The organism is Rothia nasimurium, assembly GCF_928391935.1.
GTDB classification, from domain to species: Bacteria; Actinomycetota; Actinomycetes; order Actinomycetales; family Micrococcaceae; genus Rothia; species Rothia nasimurium_D.
On sequence record NZ_CAKMTD010000014.1, the window covers coordinates 1 to 23540 of the forward strand.

Annotated in this window: 21 protein-coding genes and 1 pseudogene; 14 read left to right on the forward strand and 8 right to left on the reverse strand. The window is 61.0% G+C overall.

Annotated elements, in window-relative coordinates; all coding sequences use genetic code 11:
• Nucleotides 1–246: 246 nt before the first annotated feature.
• Nucleotides 247–1650: a phosphomannomutase/phosphoglucomutase gene (locus L7A15_RS10295; RefSeq protein WP_237212491.1), complete on the reverse strand. Its 1404-nt coding sequence runs from the start codon at nt 1648–1650 to the stop codon at nt 247–249.
• A gap of 136 nt (nt 1651–1786) precedes the next feature.
• Here L7A15_RS10295 and manA point away from each other — a divergent pair, with 136 nt between their 5' ends.
• From manA to L7A15_RS10310, 3 genes are all read left to right on the forward strand, one after another.
• Nucleotides 1787–2986 carry a mannose-6-phosphate isomerase, class I gene (gene manA, locus L7A15_RS10300; RefSeq protein ID WP_237209061.1) on the forward strand — a complete coding sequence of 400 codons (1200 nt, stop codon included), beginning with the start codon at nt 1787–1789 and terminating at the stop codon, nt 2984–2986.
• 113 nt (nt 2987–3099) lie between these two features.
• Nucleotides 3100–3369: an ACT domain-containing protein gene (locus L7A15_RS10305; RefSeq protein ID WP_237188498.1), complete on the forward strand. Its 270-nt coding sequence runs from the start codon at nt 3100–3102 to the stop codon at nt 3367–3369.
• An 11-nt stretch (nt 3370–3380) separates the two neighbouring features.
• Entirely contained in the window at nt 3381–4748 is a 1368-nt protein-coding gene (locus tag L7A15_RS10310; protein WP_237201615.1) for a PFL family protein, read from the forward strand.
• 81 nt (nt 4749–4829) lie between these two features.
• Here L7A15_RS10310 and L7A15_RS10315 read toward each other — a convergent pair whose 3' ends face one another.
• From L7A15_RS10315 to tmk, 3 genes are read right to left on the reverse strand one after another with little or no spacing between them, the layout of a single operon-like run.
• Nucleotides 4830–5489: a YczE/YyaS/YitT family protein gene (locus L7A15_RS10315; RefSeq protein ID WP_237212492.1), complete on the reverse strand. Its 660-nt coding sequence runs from the start codon at nt 5487–5489 to the stop codon at nt 4830–4832.
• Between the two features lie 27 nt (nt 5490–5516).
• The gene (locus L7A15_RS10320) at nt 5517–6674 is read right to left on the reverse strand and encodes a DNA polymerase III subunit delta' (RefSeq protein WP_237188495.1); all 1158 of its coding nucleotides are present in this window, start codon (nt 6672–6674) and stop codon (nt 5517–5519) included.
• On the reverse strand, nt 6671–7369 hold the full coding sequence (gene tmk, locus L7A15_RS10325) for a dTMP kinase (protein WP_237212494.1): 699 nt from the start codon (nt 7367–7369) through the stop codon (nt 6671–6673). The genes L7A15_RS10320 and tmk overlap by 4 nt, the downstream gene beginning before the upstream one ends.
• Before the next feature lie 105 nt (nt 7370–7474).
• Between tmk and L7A15_RS10330 the strand changes: the two genes are divergently transcribed.
• The 3 genes from L7A15_RS10330 (at nt 7475) to L7A15_RS10340 (ending at nt 9864) form a co-directional block, all read left to right on the forward strand.
• Entirely contained in the window at nt 7475–8656 is a 1182-nt protein-coding gene (locus L7A15_RS10330) for a trans-sulfuration enzyme family protein (RefSeq protein WP_237209058.1), read from the forward strand.
• Nucleotides 8657–8676: 20 nt separating this feature from the next.
• Nucleotides 8677–8994, forward strand: coding sequence for a DUF2516 family protein (locus L7A15_RS10335; protein WP_237189921.1), 318 nt, complete (start codon nt 8677–8679; stop codon nt 8992–8994).
• 129 nt (nt 8995–9123) lie between these two features.
• Complete coding sequence (locus tag L7A15_RS10340) at nt 9124–9864, forward strand: phosphoglyceromutase (protein ID WP_237189920.1); 741 nt, start codon at nt 9124–9126, stop codon at nt 9862–9864.
• 83 nt (nt 9865–9947) lie between these two features.
• On the opposite strand, the gene phoU is transcribed toward L7A15_RS10340, so the two are convergent.
• Complete coding sequence (phoU, locus tag L7A15_RS10345) at nt 9948–10604, reverse strand: phosphate signaling complex protein PhoU (protein ID WP_237209057.1); 657 nt, start codon at nt 10602–10604, stop codon at nt 9948–9950.
• 183 nt (nt 10605–10787) lie between these two features.
• On the opposite strand from phoU, the gene L7A15_RS10350 reads away from it, so the two are divergent.
• Nucleotides 10788–12023 (forward strand): sensor histidine kinase, encoded by a 1236-nt coding sequence (locus L7A15_RS10350; RefSeq protein ID WP_237189705.1) that lies wholly within the window; start codon nt 10788–10790, stop codon nt 12021–12023.
• Nucleotides 12024–12707, forward strand: coding sequence for a response regulator transcription factor (locus L7A15_RS10355; protein WP_237191818.1), 684 nt, complete (start codon nt 12024–12026; stop codon nt 12705–12707).
• Between the two features lie 91 nt (nt 12708–12798).
• Here the strand turns inward: L7A15_RS10355 and L7A15_RS10360 are convergent, their stop codons facing one another.
• Nucleotides 12799–13338, reverse strand: coding sequence for a hypothetical protein (locus tag L7A15_RS10360; protein ID WP_237189703.1), 540 nt, complete (start codon nt 13336–13338; stop codon nt 12799–12801).
• Nucleotides 13339–13600: 262 nt separating this feature from the next.
• Between L7A15_RS10360 and L7A15_RS10365 the strand changes: the two genes are divergently transcribed.
• Genes L7A15_RS10365 through ispF form a run of 3 tightly spaced genes read left to right on the forward strand, consistent with a single transcriptional unit; the run spans nt 13601 to nt 15359 of the window.
• Nucleotides 13601–14086, forward strand: coding sequence for a CarD family transcriptional regulator (locus L7A15_RS10365; RefSeq protein ID WP_185173529.1), 486 nt, complete (start codon nt 13601–13603; stop codon nt 14084–14086).
• Between the two features lie 23 nt (nt 14087–14109).
• On the forward strand, nt 14110–14886 hold the full coding sequence (ispD, locus tag L7A15_RS10370; RefSeq protein WP_237189702.1) for a 2-C-methyl-D-erythritol 4-phosphate cytidylyltransferase: 777 nt from the start codon (nt 14110–14112) through the stop codon (nt 14884–14886).
• Nucleotides 14883–15359, forward strand: a complete 477-nt coding sequence (ispF, locus tag L7A15_RS10375) for a 2-C-methyl-D-erythritol 2,4-cyclodiphosphate synthase (protein ID WP_237189701.1) — start codon at nt 14883–14885, stop codon at nt 15357–15359. Before ispD ends, ispF begins: the two co-directional genes overlap by 4 nt.
• A 14-nt stretch (nt 15360–15373) precedes the next feature.
• On the opposite strand, the gene L7A15_RS10380 is transcribed toward ispF, so the two are convergent.
• Both L7A15_RS10380 and L7A15_RS10390 read right to left on the reverse strand, forming a co-directional pair.
• Nucleotides 15374–16714, reverse strand: coding sequence for an alpha/beta hydrolase (locus tag L7A15_RS10380; RefSeq protein ID WP_237189700.1), 1341 nt, complete (start codon nt 16712–16714; stop codon nt 15374–15376).
• Nucleotides 16714–18788, reverse strand: a pseudogene (locus L7A15_RS10390) (bifunctional lysylphosphatidylglycerol flippase/synthetase MprF). Before L7A15_RS10390 ends, L7A15_RS10380 begins: the two are co-directional and overlap by 1 nt.
• Nucleotides 18789–19377: 589 nt before the next feature.
• On the opposite strand from L7A15_RS10390, the gene L7A15_RS10395 reads away from it, so the two are divergent.
• From L7A15_RS10395 to rlmB, 3 genes are all read left to right on the forward strand, one after another.
• A complete protein-coding gene (locus tag L7A15_RS10395; protein WP_237189698.1) occupies nt 19378–20259 on the forward strand; it encodes an alpha/beta fold hydrolase in 882 nt (293 codons plus the stop codon).
• Between the two features lie 65 nt (nt 20260–20324).
• The gene (gene cysS, locus L7A15_RS10400) at nt 20325–21746 is read left to right on the forward strand and encodes a cysteine--tRNA ligase (RefSeq protein ID WP_237189697.1); all 1422 of its coding nucleotides are present in this window, start codon (nt 20325–20327) and stop codon (nt 21744–21746) included.
• A 167-nt stretch (nt 21747–21913) separates the two neighbouring features.
• Nucleotides 21914–22894, forward strand: coding sequence for a 23S rRNA (guanosine(2251)-2'-O)-methyltransferase RlmB (rlmB, locus tag L7A15_RS10405; RefSeq protein ID WP_237189696.1), 981 nt, complete (start codon nt 21914–21916; stop codon nt 22892–22894).
• Nucleotides 22895–23540 lie beyond the last annotated feature (646 nt).

Below are 23540 nucleotides of genomic sequence, written 5' to 3' on the forward strand. Positions count from 1 at the left end.
CTGCCACACCGAGGATTTCCCGTCGGGGGCTAGATATATGCTTCCGGAGCATATACTTTCCGGAAACCTACAGGTCAATCCGTGAAAATCCGCGATTCCGGACACACTTTTTGACCCTTAACCCGCAGTTAACATAGCCTGGTTATGTTGACCTGGTAAAGACAAGGACGCCCGCCTCTCCTCTTCCTGCCGCCGGGCAGGGGAGGGGGGACGGGCGTCCTTACTGCTTAAAACAGGAGGGGAGGTTTAGCCCTCGCGCACAATCTTCAGGATCTGATCGCGTACCCGTTCCATGGTGGCCTGGTCGGGGGCCTCAAGGTTCAGGCGCAGGAAGGGCTCGGTATTGGAGGGGCGCAGGTTAGCCCACCAGCCCTCGGTCTTGTGCTCGAAGGTGGTGCCGTCCATATCGGATACCTCAACGGTATCGCCGAAGAACTCGGCAACGCGGGCGATAGCACCGGCCTTGTCTTCCAGCTCAGAGTTAATTTCACCGGAGGGGACATAGGGGGAGTAGGCAGCGCCCAGCTCAGAGAGGGGCTTATCTGACCCGCCCAGGGCAGCCAGCACGTGCATAGCGGCCAGCATGCCGGTGTCGGCGTTGAAGAAGTCCTTGAAGTAGTAGTGGGCAGAGTGCTCGCCACCGAACACACCAGACTCTTCAGCCATCACAGCCTTGATGAAGGAATGGCCCACGCGGGTCTTGATAGCGCGGCCGCCCAGCTTCTCCACCAGCTCAGGCACAGCCTTAGAGGTAATCAGGTTGTAGATGATCACGGGCTCGTCGTTGCCTTCAGCCTTGGCGCGGGCAATCTCGCGCTCAGCAACCAAGGCGGTGATAGCCGACGGAGTAACGGGCTCACCCTTCTCATCAATGACGAAGCAGCGGTCAGCGTCGCCGTCAAAGGCCAGGCCGATGTCGGCCCCGTGCTCAACAACAGCCTTCTGCAGGTCCACCAGGTTGGCAGGCTCCAGGGGGTTGGCGGGGTGGTTGGGGAAGGTACCATCCAGCTCGAAGTAGAGGGGCACGATCTCCAGGGGCAGGCCGGGCAGGATGGAGTCGCCCAGTACAGCGGGGGTGGTCATGCCGCCCATGCCGTTACCGGCATCCACCACAACCTTGAGGGGGCGAATACCGGAGAGGTCAACCAGGTTCCGCAGGTACTCGGCGTAAGCCTTGAGAACATCCTTCTCAGACACAGAACCGGGGGTATCAAGGGCGGGAATCTCACCCTCGTTCAGGTACTTCTGGGCCAGGTCGCGAATATCAAAAAGGCCGGACTCAGACGACAGGGGAACAGCGCCCGCCTTAGACATCTTCATGCCGTTGTATTCCGCCGGGTTGTGGGAGGCGGTGAAGGTGACACCGGCGGCGTTCTCAACACCACAAGCAAAGTAAAGCTCGTCAGTAGAGATCAGGCCGATATTGACGACGTCGGCACCCCGAGCAGTAGCACCCTCAGCGAAAGCGGCCATGAACTCGGGGCCGGAGGGACGCATGTCGGCACCCACCAGCACCTTCTGGCCAGCAAGCCCCAGGACGTCGACGAAAGCAGCGCCGGTTGCGCGGACAGTATCAGCAGTGATCGTCTCGCCAACAATACCGCGAACGTCGTAGGCCTTGAAAGAAGCAGATAAATCAATAGTATTCACACCCCCAATTCTAGTGGCCGGAAGGGGACGCGCTCCCTTCATCGTTGGCTAGAAAACGGCTTTTATGGCAATAAACACCAGGGACTAGGCGCTAACTGGCTTAAAAGAACCGGGCCAATGTGTTTCTATGGGGAGTATGGGTGAATTGTTCCTCCTTGAAAACCAGATTCAGAACTACGCCTGGGGTTCGCGAGAGATCCTTGCAACCATGCGTGGTGTTCCTGCGCCGACCGACCAGCCCGAAGCAGAGCTGTGGGTGGGGGCGCACCCGTCCGCGCCCTCATGCGCCCACGTTGACGGCGGGGCCTTCCCCCTGGATGTCCTGGTCTCTGAGCAGCCGGAGCGGTTTTTACCTGCTGGCTGGAAGGGGGAGGCTTTCCCCTTCTTGTTCAAGGTGCTGGCTATTGAGTCACCCCTGTCGATTCAGGTTCACCCGACGGACGCCCAAGCCAGGGAAGGCTTTGAGGCTGAGAACGCTCGCGGGGTGGCCCTCGATGACCCCTCCCGCTGCTATAAGGACCGCTATTCCAAGCCTGAGACCGTCATCGCCCTGTCTCCTATGCGTATCTTGACCGGGGTGCGTCCTTTCTCTGAGCTGCGGGCCATTGCTGACCATTTCAAGCTGGCCTGGCTGACGGGGGCGGTTAACGCCTCCAAGACCCCCAAAGACCTTCTGGCGGTGCTCTTGCGTATGCCCCAGGACGCGGCCGCCGCGGCGGTAGAACAGACCGTCAAGGCGGTATTGGCCTGGAGGAAGAAGAACGGGGAGGTTCCCGGCCAGCAGTCCCTGGCTGCGGGGATCGCTGAACTGGTCACCCTGGTGAGCGCCAAGTACCCCGGGGATAGGGGGCTGCTGGTGGCCCTGGCGATGAACCTGGTCTACCTGGCCCCCGGCGAGTCGGTATATACCCCTGATGGCCAGGTACACGCCTATGTTTCTGGTACGGCTATTGAGTTGATGAACCCCTCAGATAACGTGCTGCGGGCTGGGCTGACCCCCAAGCATATTGACTGCGAGGAACTCATCAAGGTGCTGGGCACCGAGCAGGCGGCCCCCCAGGTCACCGGTCCCCGGGTCCTGGATGACTACCTGGCCACCTATTCCATGTGGTGCAAGGGGCTGACTGTCACCCGCGTAACCATCAGCGGCGACGAAGAAATTGCCCTCCCCGTGGCAGGGGCCGCTGTTGCCCTGTGCGTGGAGGGGGCCCCCGTCGTCCGCGACGATGCCAGGACCTTCACCCTGGGAGGCACCCAGTCCGTTATGTATGTGGGAGAGCCGACCGACCTCGTGGTCACCGGCCCCGGCGTGCTGTACGTTGCCGCCCAGAACTAGCCTGCAGGAAAAGTGAGAGTTGTATCTCACTGGGGGTTTCTGGGTAAAGTAGACAAGAGGCTCCCACCCCTTCGAGCCACCCCCCCTGTTTCCCTAACCCCACAAGGAACTCCATGAAAATCATCCTGACTGTCACCGGCCTTGACCACGAGGGCATTATCGCTGGCGTGACCACCAAGCTTGCCGAACGCAAGGTCAATATTGAAAACGTCTCCCAGACCCTCATGTCTGGCTACTTCACCATGATTCTGCAGGGTAGCTTTGACGACGCCGAGCAGTCCATTACCGACCTGCAGGCGGCTATGAAGCCGGTGGAAGAAGAGCAGCGCGTACAGATTCGTATCCAGTCTGACGCTATCTTCCAGGCCATGCATACCCTCTAGGAGCCAGATTCATGCTGTTTACTGATCGCTCCAGCCACATTCTTGAAACCCTGCAGATGATCGAGGAAGATAAGCTCGATATCCGCACGGTGACCATGGGTATCTCCCTGCTTGACTGCGCCGACTCTGACGGCGCCGTCGCCCGCCAGAAAATTTACGACAAAATCACTTCCCGGGCTGCCCGCCTGGTTGAGGTAGCTGAGGGTATTGAGGCTGAACTCGGTATTCCTATCATCAATAAGCGCATCTCGGTGACCCCGATTGCCCTGGTGGCGGGTGCTTCTGCTGATGAAGACTATGTTGAGTTCGCCAAGACCCTGGATGCCGCCGCTAAGGCTGTGGGGGTTAACTTCATTGGTGGCTTTACTGCCCTGGTGGATAAGGGCGCTACCCCGGCTGATGAGAAGCTCATGCGCTCTATTCCGCGTGCCCTGAATGAGACGGACGTGGTCTGTGCATCGGTGAATATTGGGTCCTCCCGGGCCGGTATCAATATGACCGCCGTGCGCACCATGGGTGAGGTCATCCGCGAGACAGCTGAGGGCTCTGCCGAGGCCCACGGCTTTGGCTGCTCTAAGCTGGTGGTCTTTGCCAACGCTGTCTCTGATAACCCCTTCATGGCAGGTGCCTTCCATGGCGTGCAGGAGGCCGACACCGTCATTTCGGTGGGTGTCTCTGGCCCCGGTGTGGTCAAGCGGGCCCTGGAGAAGGTGCGCGGGGCGTCCTTCGATGATTGCGCTGAAGCTATTAAGAAGGCGGCTTTCAAGATTACCCGCATGGGTCAGCTGGTGGGCACCCTGGCCGCTGAGCGCCTGGGCGTGGAGTTCGGCATTGTTGATCTCTCCCTGGCCCCCACTGCTGAGGTGGGTGACTCGGTCGCCCACGTGCTCGAAGAGATGGGCCTGGAGTCTGTAGGTACCCACGGTACCGTCGCCGCCCTGGCCCTGCTGAATGACGCGGTGAAGAAGGGCGGGCTCATGGCCTGCTCCCATGTGGGTGGCCTGTCGGGCTCCTTTATTCCGATTTCTGAGGATATCGGCATGATTGAGGCTGCTGCTGCCGGCAAGATTACCCTGGATAAGCTCGAAGCCATGACCGCTATTTGTTCTGTGGGCCTGGATATGGTGGCGGTTCCCGGTGACACCTCGGCCGCGACCATTTCAGCCATGATTGCCGACGAAGCGGCGATTGGCGTCATGAACCACAAGACTACCGCTGTGCGCGTCATTCCGGCGATTGGTCTTGAGGTTGGCGAGATGGTGGAGTTCGGTGGTCTGCTGGGCCGCGCCCCCGTCATGCCTGCCCACCCTGAGTCGGCTGAGGTTTTTGTGGCCCGTGGCGGACGCATCCCGTCCCCGGTTCACGGCTTCCGCAACTAACTTCCGCAGTAGGTACCATCTAAAACGGAAAAACCCACCTGGCTGGTGGGTTTTTCCGTTTTAAGTGGTACCTACCCCAGGCTAGGGGCGCGGACGCGGGGTGATCGGCACCGTCACATAGGGCAGGAACCAGCCAATCAGCGGCCCCACCGTAAAAGCGATCAGCAGGGTACCCACACCGAAGTGGCCGCCCATAGCGATACCGGCTGCCACCACACTGACTTCCAGTACGGTGCGAACCAGCCAGACGGGCCGGCCGGTGACGCGCACCAGCCCGGTCATCAGCCCGTCGCGCGGGCCAGAACCAAACTGGGCCCCCAGGTAGAGGGCGTCAAAAAAGGAAAAAGCCAGAATACCCACCACAAGGTAGACCCACTGCAGGGGCACCCCGGTGGGGTCGGGAATAAGATCCATGGCCAGGTCGGCTGACAGGCCCACCAGCACCGCGTTAGCCAGGGTGCCCAGGCCCGGCATCTCCTTGAGGGGTAGCCAGAAAAGCAGCACCACAAAAGAGGTGATAATGGTCAGCGCCCCGTAGCTCATGCCGGTGGTTTCCATCAGGCCCAGGGTTAGTACGTCCCAGCCCAGGGCCCCCAGCCCGGCCTTAATAAGCAGGGCGCAGGAGGCCCCGAACCCCACCAGACCAACCACGAGCAGGGGCAGGCGCAGGGTGAGCTTCCCGGCGCGGAGCTGCTGCAGGGGGCCAAGGTGGGCGAGTGGGCGGGGCGTGGACTGGGCCATAGGAGTGGTGCCTCCTGGTGGTAGGGCTTAGGCGACGAAGCTGGCCATCATGGCTTCAAAGGCCAGGCGGGCGCTCGCGTTGGTGCGGATCCGGCGGCGGGTGGTTGCCAGGGTGTCCAGGTGGGCGAGGGTTTTTTCGGGGGTGGTGCGTTCGGCGTAGGGGTAGATGTCGTCGGCCAGGTGGGTGTTGATGATGTCTGCCCCGGTGGAGAGTTGCACGGTGAGTACGTCGCGGAAGACGGTTTGGATGTCGGCGAGGAAGCGGTCGAGGGTGTCGGTTTGGATGCGCTTGGCGCGGCGTTTTTGGTCTTCTTCGAGCTGGCGTATTTGGGCCCGGTGGGTGGGGGAGAGTTTGTCGCCGTCTTCGTAGCCGAGGGCGGTGAGTAGGGCGGCGCGTTCGGCCTCGTTGCGGGTTTCGGCGTCGGCTTCGGCTTCTGCCTCGGCGATGGTGATGAGGTCGTCGGCGGCTTCCATGGCGGCTGCGATGGTGCGCAGGCGTAGGGGGAGCTGGGCGACGGTGCTGCGGCGGGCGCGGGCGTCGGGGTCGGTGGCGAGTTTGCGAGCCAGGTCGAGGTTGCCTTGGGCCAGGCGGGCAATGAATTCCGCCTGCTGGGGTTCAAGGGGGGTGTTGTTGGCGTGGGCATCGGCGATGAGGCGGGCGGCGACGTCCGCAACCGTGGGTAGGCGCAGTTGGACGGGGCGGCAGCGGGAGCGGATGGTGATGAGGACGTCGGCGGGGGAGGGAGCGGTCAGGAGCCAGATGGTGTAGGGAGGGGGCTCTTCGATGGCTTTGAGGAGCACGTTGGAGGTGCGTTCGAGCATGCGGTCGGCGTCTTCGATGAGCATAATCCGCCAGCGCCCTACGGCTGGGCGGTCTTGGGCTTTGACGACGAAGTCGCGGGCTTCGTCGATGGTGATGGTGGATTTGTCGGTGGTGAAGTGGAGGAAGTCGGCGTGGGAGCCGTTGAGGACGGTGGTGCAGGAGCGGCAGGTTCCGCAGCCGCGGGCGGCGGGGTCGGGTTGGTCGCAGAGGAGGGCGGCGGCGAAGGCGAGGGCTGCGGTGGCGTGCCCTGCCCCGGGTGGGCCGGTGAAGAGCCAGGCGTGGGTGGGTCTGTCGTCGGCGGCGGCGCGGGTGAGTTGGGCGCGGACGTCGGGCTGGCCGGTGAGGGCGTCGAAGACGCTCATGCGATTACTGCCTTTGCTGCTGCGAGGACGTCGGCGTGGACGTCTTGGATGGGGCGGGCGCCGTCGATGACGGTGTAGCGGTGGGGGGCTTGGTCTGCCAGGGTGCGGAAGGTGGTGTGGATGGCGCGGTAGAAGGTGTCGTCGCCTGATTCCATGCGGTCGGCTTGGCCGCGGGAGCCTGTGCGGGCGCGTCCTTCGGCGAGGGGGACGTCGAGCAGGATGGTGGTGTCGGGGAGGAGGTTGGAGGTGGCCCAGCGGCTGAGGTCGACGACGTTGTCGATGCCGAGGTTGCGTCCGGCGCCTTGGTAGGCGGCTGAGGAGTCGATGTAGCGGTCGCAGAGTACCACCTGCCCGGCTTCAAGGGCGGGGCGAATCTTCTGGTGGGCGTGGGCTGCGCGGGAGGCGGCGAAGATGAGGGCTTCGGTGTGGGGGTCGATGTCGCCGTTGCCGTGGTTGAGGACGAGGGCGCGGAGTTTTTCGCCGATGTCGGTTCCGCCGGGTTCGCGGGTGACGAGGACGCTGTGGCCGTCGGCGGTGAGGGCGTCGGCGAGGAGTTTGATTTGGGTGGTTTTGCCTGAGCCGTCGCCGCCTTCAAAGACGATGAAGGTGCCGGGGTAGGGGCGGGCAGGCACGGGGGTCTGGGGTGCGGACGCTGGGTGCTCGGCTTCTGGGGAGTATGTCAGGGAGTGGGTCACAGGTTCTAGCCTATCAAGGGGTGGGGAGGTCCGTCCTGCCCCCTCTGTGTCCCTGCGTGAACTGGTACTAGCGGCTTTCCCCGTCCACCGCGTATCGTAGAAAGCATGACTGAACAGAACCTTGCCCCTGAAACCCGCCTGGTGGCCGGTGGGCGTCCTGCCCACGAGGACCTCGCCCCCGTCAACCCGCCCATCATGATGTCCTCCACCTTCCGTCAGATGGGCCCCTCAGACCTCAACACCTACGCCCGCTTCTCCAACCAGTCCTGGGACGGCCTGGAAGAAGTAATCGCTGACCTTGAGGGGGCAGAGCTGCCCGGTCTGGTCTTTGCCTCCGGTATGGCTGCTGTCGCCTCGGTACAAGACCTGGTGCCCGTTGGCTCCATTATTCTGCTGCCCGAGCACACCTACATGGCGTCCGTTTCCATGGCCAAGCGTCTTGAAGCCCGCGGTATTGCCACCGTGGTCCGTCTCGATATTGAGAACACCGAGTCTGTCATCGCTGAGCTGGAAAAGGCCGCAGCTGCCGCCGGCGTCACCCCCGAAAACGTCAACTACGCAGCCCCCAAGGTTCTGCTCTGGATGGAGTCCCCCACCAACCCCATGATGGAGGTTGCCGACCTGCCCGCCGTCCTCGGTGCCGCTAAGCGCCTGGGTATCGTCTCAGCTGTTGATAACACCTTCGCCACCCCGCTCGGCCAGAACCCGCTGGCCCTGGGTGCGGACGTCGTCGTCCACTCAGCAACCAAGGCAATCGCCGGCCACTCCGACGTCCTGCTGGGTATCACCGCTACTTCCAACCCGGTCCTGCGCGAGGCCATGCAGGCCCACCGCACCACCAACGGTGCTATCGCTGGCCCCTTCGAAGCCTGGCTGGGCCTGCGCGGCGTCCGCACCATGGGCGTCCGTGTTGAACGCGCCGCCGCCAACGCCCTTGAACTGGCCCAGCGCCTCGAAGCCCACCCGGCCGTCAAGGCCGTGCGCTACCCCGGCCTGCCCACCGACGCCGGTTACGAACGCGCTACCGCTCAGATGAAGACTTACGGCACCATCCTGTCCATCACCCTGGACGCCACCGCCGAAGAAACCGACCGCGTTGTTGCCGCCCTCAAGATCTGGACGCCTGCCACCAGCCTCGGTGGCGTAGAATCCCTGATTGAGCGCCGCCGCCGCCACGGTTCTGAGCCCCACTCGATCCCCGAGTCGCTCCTGCGCCTGTCTGTGGGTATTGAGAATGTTGAGGATCTGTACGCAGACCTCACCGCGGCCCTTGAACTCATCAAATAGACCTATAGAAGAAATATCTGATGTCTCCTCTGATTCTTTCTGGCCTGGTCCGCTACTACATTGATCTGGGCCTGACAGCCCTGGTCGCTGGCCTTGCGGTGTTTGCCTTTGTTGAGGCGGTACGCGCAACCAATTACGCCTACCAGAGCGCTTTCAAACGCACTAAGGGTTTCTGGGTGGGGGTTACCGGGGCTGCGGCTGCTTTCTCGGTGTTGATGCTCCTGCAGTACCTGGCTATTGGTAACGGGTCTATTTTCTTGCAGCTGATTGCGGCTACGGCGGCGGGGGTTTTCCTTGCGGACGTCCGCCCGGCAGTTGCGGTGCGCCGTCGCCGCTAACCTGCGGTTGCGTTAAGGTCTGAAAAACCCACACATATTCACGGCTCAAACCCTGGTAAAGACCGGGGAATGCGTGAATATGTGTGGGTTTATCTTTGCTTTGGGGGGTTGGAGTGGAATAATGGGAGTATGACTTACAAATTGGTACTGCTCCGTCACGGGCAATCAGAATGGAACGAAAAGAACCTCTTCACCGGTTGGGTAGATGTTGCCCTGACCGAGAAGGGCCGCGCTGAAGCTGCTCGCGGCGGTGAGCTCCTGAAGGAACGCGGGATTCTTCCCGACGTCGTCCACACCTCCCTGCAGCGTCGTGCTATTAACACTGCTAACCTGGCTCTCGATGCCGCTGACCGCCACTGGATCCCCGTCAAGCGCAACTGGCGCCTGAACGAGCGTCACTACGGTGCCCTCCAGGGTAAGGATAAGACTCAGACCCTCGAAACCTATGGCGAAGAGCAGTTCATGACCTGGCGTCGTTCCTACGACGTTCCGCCTCCGGCCCTCGACGACAACGACGAGTTCTCCCAGGCTAATGACCCCCGTTACGCTGATGTTGAGAACGCTCCTCGCACCGAGTGCCTGAAGGACGTCCTTGAGCGTATGCTGCCCTACTGGGAGTCAGAGATTAAGGAAGACCTGAAGGCTGGCAAGACCGTTCTGGTTGCTGCTCACGGTAACTCCCTGCGTGCCCTGGTTAAGAACCTGGAAGGCATTTCAGATGAGGACATCGCTGGTCTGAACATTCCCACCGGCATTCCCCTCTACTACGAGCTGGATGAGAACTTCAAGCCTGTTGGCCCCGGTGAGTACCTCGACCCCGAGGCTGCTAAGGACGCTATCAAGGCTGTTGCTAACCAGGGTAAGAAGTAAATCCCTGGTAGGTACCATCTAAATCGGAAAAACCCACCTAGCTGGTGGGTTTTTCCGATTTAAATGGTCTTTTCTGGCTGAGCTTAGACGCTGGGGACGGCGTTCCAATCGCCGGTGACCAGGTAGGTGACCTTTCGGGCTACGGAGACGCCGTGGTCGCCGAAGCGTTCCAGGTAGCGGGAAGCCAAGGTGACGTCAATGGTGACCTGGGCGTTCTGTCCCCAGTCCGGGGCTGCCATGCGGTTGAAGACCTCCACATGGAGCTCGTTGATCCGCATCTTGTGCTTGATGATGTCCTGGGTGTGGGCGAGTTCGCGGGTCTCGAGCAGGCTGATGACGCTGGCGATAATTTTCTGGTCGAGTTCGATGATTTCGCGGAAGACCGGCACGATAGACTCGGGCAGGACGTGCTCGGGGTAGCGCATGCGGGCCACCTGGGCGACGTGACGGGCGAGGTCGCCCATGCGTTCGAGGGAGGAGCTCATGCGGAGGGCACCGACGATCATGCGGAGGTCGGAGGCAACGGGGCCTTGCAGGGCGAGGATGTCGATGGCGCGTTCGTCGAGTTCGTTTTGCATGAAGTCGATGCGGGCGTCGTTGGTGATGACTTCTTCGGCTTCTTGGATGTCGGCTGCCAAGAAGGCGTCGGAGGCCCGACCGAGGGCTTCTTGTACGAGAGTGGCGATGTGGATGAGTTCTTCGCCGACGTGTTGCAGTTCGGCTTGGAAGACTTTGCGCACGTGCGCGTCCTTTCCCTTGGGTGGTGTGGGGTGCCGGTGGGCAGAATGCTCCCCGGGCTACCCTCCTAGAGTGCCAAGGTGATATGAACAGTAGGGCATGGTTGGGTAAACGTTAGTTGAACCTCGGGGGTTTTCTGCGGGTGGGGGTGAAAGTAGGGGCGGGCAGGGCATAAGCTGGTGGGTGTGAACCCTACTGTGATTACTTTAGTTGCTGCCCTCATTGGGCTGCTGATCGGTGTGGTGAGCATGTTGGCTGTGCAGCGGAGCGAGCGGCAGCGTGCTCGCTGGGCTGATGTTGAAGAGCCGACGATTAGCGACGGCGCCGCTGAGGTGCTGGCGGTGATTGGCCGTGCTTACGTTGTGGTTGATGCCGTGGACGGGGTGGTTCAGGCTTCTCCGGGAGCGTACGCCTTGGGGCTGGTTCGGGGTCATACGGTGGTTTCTGAAGAGATGCTGTCGATGATTGATGAGGTCCGCCGTAAAGGTGCTATCGCTGAGAAGGAAATTGTTTTCACTCGGGGGTTTTATGATCAGAGTCGTTTGGTGATTGATCTTCGGGTTGCCCCGGTGGGGGATGAGTATATCCTGGTGCTGGCAGATGACCGGACGGAGATTACCCGTGCTCAAACGGTGCGTACTGACTTTGTGGCGAATGTGTCCCATGAGTTGAAGACGCCGGTGGGGGCTGTGGGTTTGATGGCTGAGGCGATTGAGTCTTCGGCTGATGATCCTGAGTCTGTTTTGTATTTTTCGGGGAAGTTGAAGCGGGAGTCTCGGCGGCTTGCTGCCTTGGTTCAGGACGTGATTGAGTTGTCGCGTTTGCAGTCTACCGATATGGTCCTAAATTCTAAGCTGGTTGATGTTGGGCAGGTTGTTGCTGAGTCTGTTGATCGGAACCGGCTGACGGCTGAGGGGAAACAGATTGAGTTGACTGTGGGTGGGGCTGTTGATCGTCCTGTTCATGGTGATCCTGAGCTTTTGGGGACTGCCTTGCGTAATCTCATTGAAAACGCGATTCGTTATTCGCCGGAGAAGACGAAGGTGGGGATCGGTATGGCTGTGAAAGATGACACTGTTAGAATTTCTGTGAAAGATCAGGGCCCGGGTATTCCTGAGGATGAGCAGGACCGTATTTTTGAGCGGTTTTATCGGGTGGATCCGGCCCGTTCCCGGCAGACCGGGGGTACCGGCCTGGGCTTGAGTATTGTGAAGCATATTGTGGGCCAGCATGGTGGTGAGGTGACCTTGTGGTCGCGGCCTGGTTCTGGTTCTACGTTTACGATTTCCCTGCCGGTTGTTGATGAAGAGACTGAGCAGGATTTGTTGGGCGAGGGTCTGGCCCCTGCGTCGAAGTTTGAGAATATGCCTGCTGGCCAGCTTGCTGGGTCCAGCGCGGCTCGAGAGAAGAAGGAGTCGTAGATGACCCGCATATTGGTGGTTGAGGACGAAGAGGCCCTGAGTGAGCCTTTGGCCTTTTTGTTGGGCCGTGAGGGGTTTGAGGTTCAGGTGGTTGATAATGGCTTGGACGCTGTGATTGAGTTTGAGCGGGGCGGCGCTGATTTGGTGCTGCTGGATATTATGCTGCCGGGCCAGTCTGGTACTGAGGTGTGTAAGCAGATTCGGGCGACGAGTGCGGTGCCGATTATCATGCTGACGGCTAAGGATTCGGAGCTGGATAAGGTTCTTGGTCTTGAGCTGGGCGCTGATGATTATGTGACGAAGCCTTATTCTTCGCGGGAGTTAATTGCTCGTATCCGGGCGGTTCTTCGCCGTCAGGGGGGAGAGGCTGAGGAGCATGAGAGTGGGGCTATTGAGGGGGGCCCTGTGCGTATGGACGTTGAGCGTCACGTGGTGACGGTTGGCGGTGAGCCGGTCTCGATGCCCCTGAAAGAGTTTGAGCTGTTGGAAATGCTCTTGCGGAATGCTGGCCGGGTGATGACTCGTGCCCAGTTGATTGATCGGGTCTGGGGCGCTGACTATGTGGGCGATACCAAGACCCTGGACGTCCACATCAAGCGTTTGCGTTCTAAGATTGAGCCTGATTCTTCGGCTCCTCAGTACTTGGTGACGGTGCGCGGGCTTGGGTATAAGTTTGAGCCTTAATCCTGGACGCTAGTTTCTGGCTGGTTCTTCGTTTAAACAGAGAGGGCCCCCTGACCGTAAGGTGAGGGGGCCCTTGGGTTAGGTGGGGTGCCTAGTGGTTTGCAGAGGCGGTGGCTTCTGCGGTGGGGGCACCACCGGGCAGGTATTCAGCGTATTCTTCGAGGTCGCCGTTGAGGACGGGGACGTTGAAGGTGCCGGGTTCGCCGGTGACGGTGGAGGTTACTTCAACGTCGCGGATGGTCAGGCCGGGTGCTACGTCAGTCTTAGTAAGGGTGAGGGCGTTGGCCTCATCTTCTAGGCGGACTTCCTTGCCTGCAGGGACTTCGACGGTGAGGGTTTCGCTGGGGAAGGCCAGGGTGACGGTGGCGTCATCTTCGGTCTGGTTGAGGATGGTGCCGAGGACGCGACCGGGGGTACCTTCTTCGGCGGAGATAACCATGATGTTGCGTAGCTGGATGAGCTCGGCGTCGTTTTCGCCGGTGAGGTTGAGCTTTTGTCCGTCGGAGGCTGCGTAGACGAGGGTGGTTGCGGGGTTGTTGGTGTAGGTGCAACCGGTCATGGCGAGGAGGGCACCTGCGATGGCGAGGGTTGCGCCTGCGCGCTTGATGGTCAGAGAAGCGGTGTTTTTCACAGCTTGTGCTCCCTTGTTGGTTGAGTGCCCCGTGTATGGGGTGGGGCGTGTGTGTGCGCCGCGCTGGGGCGCGGTTTTGTCTGGTCTGGTCACATTCTATCTGTTTTGGTGACGTTAGGTCACTATCGGCGGGGTTTGTGAGGGTAAATGAAGTTCTGGGGTGGTGGTGCGGGACGGGTGGGGTGTGGCGGGAGGGAAAAACTTTAAGTGTGCTGTTTAAATATGCGTGCTAGAATGGATAGGCTGAAAGGGGTTTATCCATATGGTTTTTGAGGTTGGCGAAACAGTCGTTTACCCTCACCACGGTGCCGCAACGATCGAAGAGATTAAGATGCGTAAGATCCGTGGCGAAGAGAAGATGTACCTGAAACTCAAGGTCGCTAATGGTGACCTGGTGATTGAGGTACCCGCAGAGAACGTTGATATGGTGGGCGTGCGTGACGTCGTTGACGAACGCGGCCTGCAGGAAGTCATCGACGTCCTTCAGGCTACTGATACTGAAGAAGCCGCGAACTGGTCACGCCGCTATAAGGCAAACGTTGAGAAGCTGGCCTCCGGCGATGTGCTGAAGGTTGCTGAGGTCGTGCGTGACCTGTGGCGTCGCGAGAATGACCGCGGCTTGTCTGCTGGTGAGAAGCGTATGCTGGCTAAGGCCCGTCAGATTCTGTCGTCTGAGGTTGCCCTGGCTAAGGACATCGACGAAGAAGCTGCCGAGGTTGAGCTCGATAAGATTCTCGAAGGCGTCTAAACTTTCGGGTATGCTCACTAGCTGTGAGCACTCTAGATTTTTCTGTTACAGCGGGCACCGCAACCACGTTTGGTGGTTCGGTGCTCGCTGTTTGTGTTGTTGCGGCTGGTTCTGGGTCTCGTTTGGGGGCTGGTAAGCCGAAGGCTGCTGTTGAGGTTGCTGGCCGGACGGTGCTGGAGTGGGCTTTGGTGGGGATTCGGGAGTCTGGTGTGGCTGCCCGTATTGTTGTGACGGTTCCGCCGGGGGATTCAAAGCTGTCTGAGGTGTGTTCCCGGTATGGGGCTTTGGCGGTGCCCGGTGGGGCGACGCGGGCTGAGTCAGTGACGGGGGCTTTGGCCGCGATTGCGGACGCCGCCCCCCTGCCGGGTGCCCCCGAGCAGCTGCCTACAGGCGTCCTGGTGCATGATGCTGCCCGGTGTTTCACTCCTGCTAGCGTTTATCACCGGGTGGCTGCTGCCCTTGAGGCGGGGGAAAAGGCGGTGATTCCTGTGTTGCCGGTGGTCGATACGATCAAAACAGTGGACGCTGCCGGGTACGTGAGTGGCACCCCGGCCCGGGCGCAGCTGCGGGCGGTGCAGACCCCCCAGGGCTTTGACCTGGCTACCCTTGTGCAGGCCCACCGCGATGTTGCCTCCCTGGCCCCAGAGGTTGCCGAAAGCATCACCGATGATGCCATGCTGGCTGAAACCCTGGGGCTACCGGTTGCGACAGTCGAGGGAGCTGCCGAAGCTTTTAAGATTACGACCCCTCTTGACCTGACCCTAGCTACAGCCCTCTACGACGAAAAGAGAGAATCATGATTCCCCGTATTGGTACTGGTACTGATGTGCATGCTTTTGGTGAAGAAGGCACCGAACTGTGGGTGGCAGGTTTGCACTGGCCGGGCCAGCGCGGTCTCTCAGGCCATTCGGACGGTGACGTGGTGGCTCATGCGGCTGCTGACGCCTTGTTCTCGGCTTCGGGTACGGGCGATTTGGGCTCGAACTTCGGGGTAGATCGGCCTGATATGGCGGGGGCCTCCGGCGTGCGGATTCTTTCTGAGGCGGCTGCGATTGTGCGGGCTGCTGGGTTTGAGATTGGCAATATTGCGGTGCAGCTGATTGGCAATAAGCCTAAGTTTTCTCCGCGCCGGGAGGAGGCGAACCGCGTCCTGTCTGAGGCCGCTGGTGCCCCGGTGACGGTCACTGCTACGACCACTGACGGCCTGGGGTTGACCGGGCGCGGTGAGGGTGTGGCTGCCACTGCTGTTGCCCTGGTTTACCCGCGCAGCTAGCTCTATCATAGAGGTTACTGCAGGCCGGTGCGCTGCCCCAGCCAGGGCAGGGCGTCGGCGAAAGCCGCTTCCCAGACCTTCCACTCGTGTTTGCCCCGATAGGTTTTCCACTGCACGTCGAGCCCGGCCTGTTGAGCCGCGGTGTAGAGGCCTTCTAGCCCCGAACGGTAGGAGGGGGCGTCGTCCGTCCCCATGGAGAAAATCCCGGTGGGGCCGGGTTTCGTGTAGGTGCCTTGGGCCAGCATACTGGCCGGGTCGTTAGCCCGGTAGGCTGCTGAATCGCCGCCAAAGCCCTGGCTGATGGTGAGTTCTTCACTGCCGAGGGAGGGGTTAGCTTCACCCGACATATCCAGGAAGGTGGGGTAGATATCGGGGGCCCGCAGGGCGGTCTGGAAGGCGCAGGTGCCGCCGTTTGAGAGCCCGGCGATAGTCCAGTGAGAATGGTCGGTGTCGACCTGCAGGTTGCTGGTAATCCAGGTGGGTACGGTCTCTTGCAGGTAGGTGGCTACCTGCCCGTGGGCGGTATCGCTGCAGAGCGGGTTATTCCAGTCGTCACCGAGCTGGTCAACCACCACCACAACGGGGGCTAACCCGGCGTGGTCCGCGGCGTAGGAGTTGAGTATGCTCTGCACACTACCGAGGTTGAACCAGTCAGCAGGGGCACCGGGTTGCCCGGCCATGAGGACGACGACGGGCAGCAGCGGACGCGGGTTACTAAAGTAGGCCGGGGGCAGGTAGATGTAGGCGTCTCGCGGTGTAAAGGCAGGATCATTGGCCGGTATATTTTCGCGGATGACGGTTCCTGCGCTCGCCATATCGGCCGGGGCTTTCCACGCACTTGCCAGGGTTTGCCCGCCGGTATCGTAGGCGGTGACGGGGGTAGAGGCATCTGCCTGGGCCAGGCTGCTGGTGGGTACGGTAATTCCCAGGGCGGACGCCAGGGTGGGGTAGCCCCCGTAGTAGGCGTTGAGTCCTAGCCCGGTAAGAACAAGCCCCAGAACTACCGTGAGGGTAGCTGCCGTGACCGAAAGAGCCCGGCGCAGACGTCCGCGCCCTGCCCAACCTGCCGCGGTGAGAACCACCGCGCAGATTACCACCCACAGGGCGTAGCCCGACCAGAGCCAGGTGGGTGTATCGATGCCCTCAGCGACGGGGTGCCACACGTTGTTGGTGAGGTAGGCAGCGAGGGCCACGAGAGCTGCAACCACCAGCACCATCAGTAGCTGGGTAGGCCAGCGCACAGTACCCCTAGCCCGCACCAGCAGTACTAGCGCCAGGGTCACCGCAAGCCCAATCGCTAGCGGTCCCCAAAAGTCGGCGCGCAGGTCAACGGAGCGGGCAAAGTCAGCGAACATTACTTCTCCTGGGAGCCCATAGCCTGCACGATACCCAGCACGTCTTTAGCCTTAATTTCGGGCAGGTAGGCGTGGGAGACCGCGATGCCGATTGCCGGTAGCTCACCGGAGTCGGGGGTGACTAGATACATGGGCTCAAACCGCGGGCGGAACTTGGCCTTGAAGGTCAGCAGGGAGCGAAAGCCGTAGAGGGGTTCCATACGCTCACCCAGGTAGTCCAAGAGCCGGTCGAGGCCGCTGCGTTCTGCCGGGGCCACAGAGTGGGCCAGGGGAGCGCCGGAGAGGGAGAGAATCTCGAGCCCCTCGTCCTTGGCGTCCTGGGCAGCCGAGGCAATCAGGAACTCCATGGAGGCAGCGAAGACACCCTCGGCGTCGCGGCGTCGCATGAAGTCCAGGGTAAGGCCGATGACGCGGCCCTGCCGGTGCACGGGCATCCAGGAGGTTACCCCGTGAATGAAGCCGCTCTCATCAAGGGCGAGCAGGATGCGGGTATCGGGGTCCTTGAGCTCTTCGAGACCGCCGAGCGTAAAGCCCATTTCGGGTAGGGACTTCTCTGAGACCCAGCCTTCAGAAATCTCAACAATCTGGGCCCATTCGGCCAGGAGCAGGTCGTTGTAGGTGGTCCACTTGGGGTGATGCCCTGCTTGCCGGCTTGGTTGAGGGCGGTACGGATGGACTGGAACTTTTTACCCGAGAACTTGAGGTCGGCCAGGTCGATGATGGCTTCCTCGGCGACCTGCCAGGAGCTCCACCCCAGGGCCTGGGCGGCCTGCTGGGTGGGAGGGTGCACCGAGTAGAGGGCTGGAGACAGTCCCCGGTCGGTGCAGAAACGGGCGAACTCCTGCACGGCCTGATCAACCCGCTCGGGGGCCGCTGCCGGGTCGCCCACGGTCAGGGCTACGCCCCCGTGGTCGAGATAGGCAAAGCCCTCTTGCCCGCTGCTAGAAATCCAGTAGTTGCGGTTATCCCAGGTGCCAATCCAGCCCAGGGTGCCCGCCCCGTGGGTGCGGACCAGCTCAAGGTAGCGGTCACGGTTCTGATCGGTATCCCCGGCAGGAGCGGCCAGCACCCGGTAGGTGCAGATAATAAGGGTGAGCCAGGTCAGGGCGGGGGCCAGCCAGTGCAGAGAAGTGGTGAGCCAGAAGGTTCCGGCGTAGGAGGGCGGGAGCACGTACCAGGCGGCTGAGGGCAGGAGCTTGACCAGGTAGTCCAGGGCAAAGGGCAGGGGAGCGGGCTGAGGGGCAAAGCCCTGCGGGAAGACCGCGGCTACAACCGTGACCAGCACCAGCCCGGCAAGGGCTACCAGCCCCACGGTCCGCGCGGACGCCCGCAGCGCCCGGCCCGACGAGGCTAGCGTGAAGTAGCGCAGGGTGGCTAGGACCAGGGCAATGAGGGCGGCAGGTACCAGCACGGGCACGAGCAGACGGGCACCGGCGTCCTCAAGCTCTGCGATTGTGCCCAGGGGCGCAAGGTGCTGGCCCAGCACACCGGAGTAAATCACTAGGCGCAGCACAGAAAAGAGCAGGATGACCCCCTGCAGCACCAGGGTGCCGTAGGCAGCTAGGCGGCGACCTCGCGCCAGGCCCAGGGCAAGCACCAGCTGGAGAACCAGGGGGAAGAGGGCGAGTGCGCTCGCCAAGAAGCCCTTAGTTTGGGCGAGATAGACCTGGTGGGCGCACAGGGCGCTAGCTGCGTTGCTGGCGCACAGCGAGTCGAGGGCAGCGTCGGTGAGGCTGCCTGCTCCCACGTCGTAGCGGGCTGCCGCTAGGGGGCCTACAGGGTTGGGGGCGTGGGCGGCGAAGAAGATACCCAGAGAAATTGCAGCGACGGTGAGAGCCACCAGGGTGCGAGCCTCATGACGGGTTCCCACCAGGGAGTGCTCGCGGGCGGGCGCCGGAATCAAAAAGACTCCGCAGATCCAGCCGGTGAGAGCTGCCAGTACCAGCCCGATATCGTGCAGGGAACCGCCAAAAAGGAAGAGGCCCAGAAGCAGGGTGCAGGCAAGCAGGCGGACGCGGCGCCGCCAGATGGTTGAGTAGGTGCGGCTTGCTGCCAGCAGGGAACCGGTCAGCATGAGGGGTAGGCCAAAGACCGAGTGGGTGGTCAGTGCCTGGGCCCAGCCGGGGATGAGGCCCTCTGCTGCCGAGAAGAAGATGGTGAGGGCTGCTGCTGGGGCCAGGTAGCTCGCTAGTGCTGTGAGGGCGAACCGCCAGGTGCCCAGGGCCCGCTCGACCAGAGGCCCGGCCAGCACAAGGATTATCAGGAAGAAGACGGTGCTGACCGGCTTGTAGTTGATGATGATGCCGGTCAGCGGCTCCCAGGTTGCGGTGAAGTTACCCGGCTGGAAGGTCAGGGCAGTTGCCCGCTCCCGCCCCAGTAGGAGCTGGGTGAGCAGACCTGCGAGGGCAAGCAAAGCTAGCAGGGCTGAGAAGGGGGCAGCGGTGATGTAGGTGGTGAGGTATTCACGGGCCCAGCGCAGGTGCCGGGCGGACGCCCGCTGAGAGTCGGTAAGGGCCGGGGTCGGGGTGGAGGTCGAGGGCACAGCAGAATCCTGGTCAATTATGCAAAAAGTGAGGTGTTATCCTCGCTCAGTATAGACCGGCGTAGCAGCGCTAAAATAAGGCTGTCCCTGTTAGATTACTCCACACTGTAAAGAAGTACCCGTGAACGCCGACCCTCTTGAACCCCGCCCTCATGTGCTGAGCCAGAACGGGGGTCGCGTCATTGCCTGGCACGAATTTGGGCAGACGGAATCTCCCAGGGCTACCGCCCTGTACTGCCACGGTACTCCTGGCACTGGCTATGAGGCACTTTTCCTTGACGCGGCAGCCCGTGAACTGGGTATTCGCCTTATTGCTATTGATCGCCCGGGCTTGGGTGCCTCGGACGCCGTAGATGAACGCGCTGTGAGCACCTGGGCCGAGCAGGACGTCGCTGCGGTAGTGGAGCATCTGCAGCTTGAGGAGTTCGGTGTTATGGGATTCTCTGGGGGAGGGCCCCATGCCATGGCGGTTGCGGCCATCTTCCCGGGCGCTGTCACCCGGCTTGTCCTTCTGGCGCCCTTTACACACCACCCCCTGTGGGAGTCACGGCTGGGGGTTGACCTGACAGCGACCCGTGTTCTCCTGTCCCATCTCTTCCTGTCCTGGATGCCTAAGCCTCTTATTGACAGGGTAGCTGGCACCCGGCCAGCCCAAGCCCACCGCCGTCCGCTGGGGAAGGCCCTGAGCCGTGACGTGCAGGGCCACACGGGGGCCTACCGTATGGCTGTTGCCCATGACTACGCCCTTCAATTCGATATCAGCGGGGGTGTTCAGGACGAACATGCCATCTATGCTGACTGGGGTTTTTCTGAAACCCAAATCAAGGTGCCGGTGCATGTGTGGGTGCCGGAGAAAGATCTGGCGATTCGTCCGGCTCGCGCCCGTAATTTGGGGTTGCGCCTGGGCGCCCAGCTCCATGAGCTGCCTGAGGACGGGCACCTGTCCCTCCTCATTAACCACGGCCTGGACGTCCTTAAACCCCTGGTGGCTGAAGGGCCTTAGCTGCTAGATGTCCTCGTGTTGAGTTGACCTCCTGCGGCTAGATGGGAACCGGTAGACTGAAGAGCGTGACTTTACGTTTTTATGATTCAGCAACAGCAAGCGTCCGTGACTTCACCCCGGTTCATCCCGGCGAGGCCCGTATCTACTACTGCGGTGCCACGGTGCAAGGTGCCCCTCATATCGGGCATGTGCGCTCGGGCTTGGTTTTTGATCAGCTGTCCCGGTGGCTGACCTACCGGGGCTTCAAGGTCACTACGGTACGCAACGTGACTGATATTGACGATAAAATCCTGGTCAATTCAGCTGCATCATTTGAGTCTGACTATTCTGGTGCTTATCCCCGTGAAGAGTGGTGGGCTTTGGCCTACCGTTTTGAGAAGGTTTTTGGGGCTGCCTATGCCGCCCTGAACATCGCGCCGCCCACCTATGAACCCCGCGCAACCGGGCATATTCCTGAGATGTTTGCCCTCATCCAGCGCCTGATTGATCGCGGCCATGCTTACCCGGCAACCGACGGCTGCGGGGACGTCTACTTCGACGTGCGCTCCTGGGAGAACTATGGTGCCCTGACCCGCCAGAAGATTGACGACATGCAGGACGCCCCGGACGCCGACCCCCGCGGTAAGCGCGACCCCCGCGACTTTGCCCTGTGGAAGGCCTACAAGGAGGGCGAGCCGACCACCGCCTCCTGGGATTCCCCCTGGGGTAAGGGCCGCCCCGGCTGGCACCTGGAATGCTCAGCCATGGCTGGTAAGTACCTGGGCGAGACTTTCGATATTCACGGCGGCGGCCTCGATTTGCGCTTCCCCCACCACGAGAATGAGATGGCCCAGTCCCAGGCTGCTGGCTACGGCTTTGCCAATTTCTGGATACACAACGGTCTGGTTAATTACGAGGGTGAGAAGATGTCCAAGTCTATTGGCAACATCATCACCCCTGAGCAGATGCTTGAAGCGGCCCGCCCCCTGGTTGTCCGCTACTACCTGGGCCAGGCCCACTACCGCTCCGTCCTGGACTACCATCCCACCTCCCTTGAGGAAGCCCGTGTTGCTGTCGAACGCGTCGAAGCCTTCCTGGCCGCAACCCGCGACTATCACCGTGAAGACGCTGCGGTACCCGAGGCTTTCGCCGAGGCCATGGACGATGACCTCAACATCCCCAAGGCCCTTGCCGCCCTGCACGCGGGCGTCCGTGCCGGCAATGCGGCGCTCGCTGCCGGTGAGCCGGTTCAGGACGTCGCCGCCCAAGTTTTTGCCATGGCGAAGGTTTTGGGGCTGGTTGAACTCATGTCCTTTAGCGACGGGGTAAGAAGCGGCAGCGGTGAGCACGAGGCTCTCGACTCCCTCATTCAGACCATGCTGGCCCAGCGGGCTGAGGCCCGGGAGGCTAAGGATTGGGCCCGGGCAGATGAGATTCGTGATGCCTTGGCTGCTGCTGGAATTACTGTTAAGGACGGGGCCAGTGGATCTAGCTGGTCATTGAACTAAATCCTGGTACGGTGCACTGGTTTACTGTTGATGTAACTGGTTCACTGATGACTACGCGCCCTGTTGCCGTTTGGTGGCAGGGCGCGTGCTCCATCTCTCGCACCAAAAACCGTGAGCGGTCGGTAAGCTAGAGAGCAACGACAAGAAACCTAAAGAAGGACAACACTATGGCGAAGGCAGGCTCCCGCCCCGGCGCAACCAGCAAGAAGAAGGGCCCTACCAAGGGCACCGGTGGCCACGGGCGGAAGGCTCTTGAAGGCCGCGGTAACACCCCCAAGGCTGAGGATCGCGTTTACCACAAGGCCTACAAGATGAAGAAGGCCGCTGAAAACCGCAAGGCAACGAATACCCTGCGTTCCCGCCAGCCCCGGCTGGGTGGCAAGCGGGCCTCTGACGAGCTGGTGACCGGCCGTAACTCTGTGCTGGAGGCGCTGCAGACTGAGATTCCTGCCAAGACTCTGTTCGTGATGTCCCGTATTGAGGTAGATGACCGCGTCCGCGACATCATGACCGAGGCCAATAAGCAGGGCCTGCCCATGCTGGAAATTGGCCGCAATGAGCTTGACCGGCTGACCGACCACGCCGTCCACCAGGGTGTTGCCCTGCAGATTCCTCCCTATAAGTACCCGGACGCCGGCAACCTGGTGCTCGATACCATGGATCTTTGGTACGAGAAGAAGATGAGCACCCCGCCCCTTTTCGTTGCCCTGGACGGCATTACTGACCCCCGCAACCTGGGTGCCATTATTCGTTCTGTCTCTGCTTTCTCAGGTAATGGTGTGATTATTCCTGAGCGCCGTTCTGCAGCTATGACTGCTTCTGCCTGGAAGACCTCTTCCGGCGCTGCTGCCCGTATCCCTGTTGCTAAGGCAACCAATCTGACCCGGGTAATCCAGCAGGCCAAGGACGCCGGTATTTTCGTTGTTGGTCTGGACGGTGGCGGAGAGGTTGATCTGCCTAACCTTGAGTTGGCTTCTGAACCGCTCATGATTGTTGTGGGTTCTGAGGGCAAGGGGCTTTCACGTCTGGTCACTGAGAACTGCGATCAGATTGTTTCCATTCCGATTAGTTCGGCTATGGAGTCATTGAATGCTTCGATGGCTGTTGGTATTGCCCTCTACGAGGTATCCCGCCGCCGAGCTGCCTAAGCTCCCTATCTGATAAAAGTGCTCTCCCGCGATAGCGGGGGAGCACTTTTGTGTTGATGAGGGGGCGGACGTTCGGTGCTTGGGGCGGACGTCCCGTGCCTCCACGGCGCTTGAGTCAGGGGTTTGTGTGAGGCAGGTCCAGGGGGTGGGTCACAGGTAGGGAGGGGGTGTACGGGGACGGAAAAAAGTTTTAAGAAATTTTTTGGGCCAAAAATGTTTATCTGACTAGGTCTTTTGCTTGCCCGCTTGAGTCCTGAAGGGGGATTTTAGGGTGGAAAGTCTGTTTTCTGGCTTGCATGGTCTGAAAAACCTGCGTAGAGTATTACGAGTCGCCGCGGCGAGGGAAACCCCGCCACAACGACAAAACACCTAGTCATATAGCGAATTCAGGCCCCGGCCGGAACTGAGAAATCCCAACTCGAACGAGTGAGATTTTGAAGTAATAATCCAGTCGAAAGCCACTGTGAGGCACAACACGGAACACCGAGTTGACACACAGAAAAGAAACGCGATAGACTAAATGAGTTGCCCAAACGAGGCAACGATAACTGAGAATGACCGATACGAAACACCGGCTGGGAATCACTGGCTAGGGTTGAGAATGCGGTTTGTTGCTTGAAAACTCAATAGCGTACCAATGTTATAA

What these genes read in the sequence shown, in the direction of transcription:
- manA (WP_237209061.1), top strand. Translation starts at nt 1,787, where the DNA reads ATGGGTGAATTGTTCCTCCTTGAAAACCAGATTCAGAACTACGCCTGG.
- L7A15_RS10310 (WP_237201615.1), top strand. Translation starts at nt 3,381, where the DNA reads ATGCTGTTTACTGATCGCTCCAGCCACATTCTTGAAACCCTGCAGATG.
- L7A15_RS10340 (WP_237189920.1), top strand. Translation starts at nt 9,124, where the DNA reads ATGACTTACAAATTGGTACTGCTCCGTCACGGGCAATCAGAATGGAAC.
- L7A15_RS10330 (WP_237209058.1), top strand. Translation starts at nt 7,475, where the DNA reads ATGACTGAACAGAACCTTGCCCCTGAAACCCGCCTGGTGGCCGGTGGG.
- L7A15_RS10320 (WP_237188495.1), bottom strand. Translation starts at nt 6,674, where the DNA reads ATGAGCGTCTTCGACGCCCTCACCGGCCAGCCCGACGTCCGCGCCCAA.
- L7A15_RS10335 (WP_237189921.1), top strand. Translation starts at nt 8,677, where the DNA reads ATGTCTCCTCTGATTCTTTCTGGCCTGGTCCGCTACTACATTGATCTG.
- L7A15_RS10315 (WP_237212492.1), bottom strand. Translation starts at nt 5,489, where the DNA reads ATGGCCCAGTCCACGCCCCGCCCACTCGCCCACCTTGGCCCCCTGCAG.
- rlmB (WP_237189696.1), top strand. Translation starts at nt 21,914, where the DNA reads ATGGCGAAGGCAGGCTCCCGCCCCGGCGCAACCAGCAAGAAGAAGGGC.
- L7A15_RS10365 (WP_185173529.1), top strand. Translation starts at nt 13,601, where the DNA reads ATGGTTTTTGAGGTTGGCGAAACAGTCGTTTACCCTCACCACGGTGCC.
- L7A15_RS10380 (WP_237189700.1), bottom strand. Translation starts at nt 16,714, where the DNA reads ATGTTCGCTGACTTTGCCCGCTCCGTTGACCTGCGCGCCGACTTTTGG.
- L7A15_RS10305 (WP_237188498.1), top strand. Translation starts at nt 3,100, where the DNA reads ATGAAAATCATCCTGACTGTCACCGGCCTTGACCACGAGGGCATTATC.
- ispF (WP_237189701.1), top strand. Translation starts at nt 14,883, where the DNA reads ATGATTCCCCGTATTGGTACTGGTACTGATGTGCATGCTTTTGGTGAA.
- L7A15_RS10355 (WP_237191818.1), top strand. Translation starts at nt 12,024, where the DNA reads ATGACCCGCATATTGGTGGTTGAGGACGAAGAGGCCCTGAGTGAGCCT.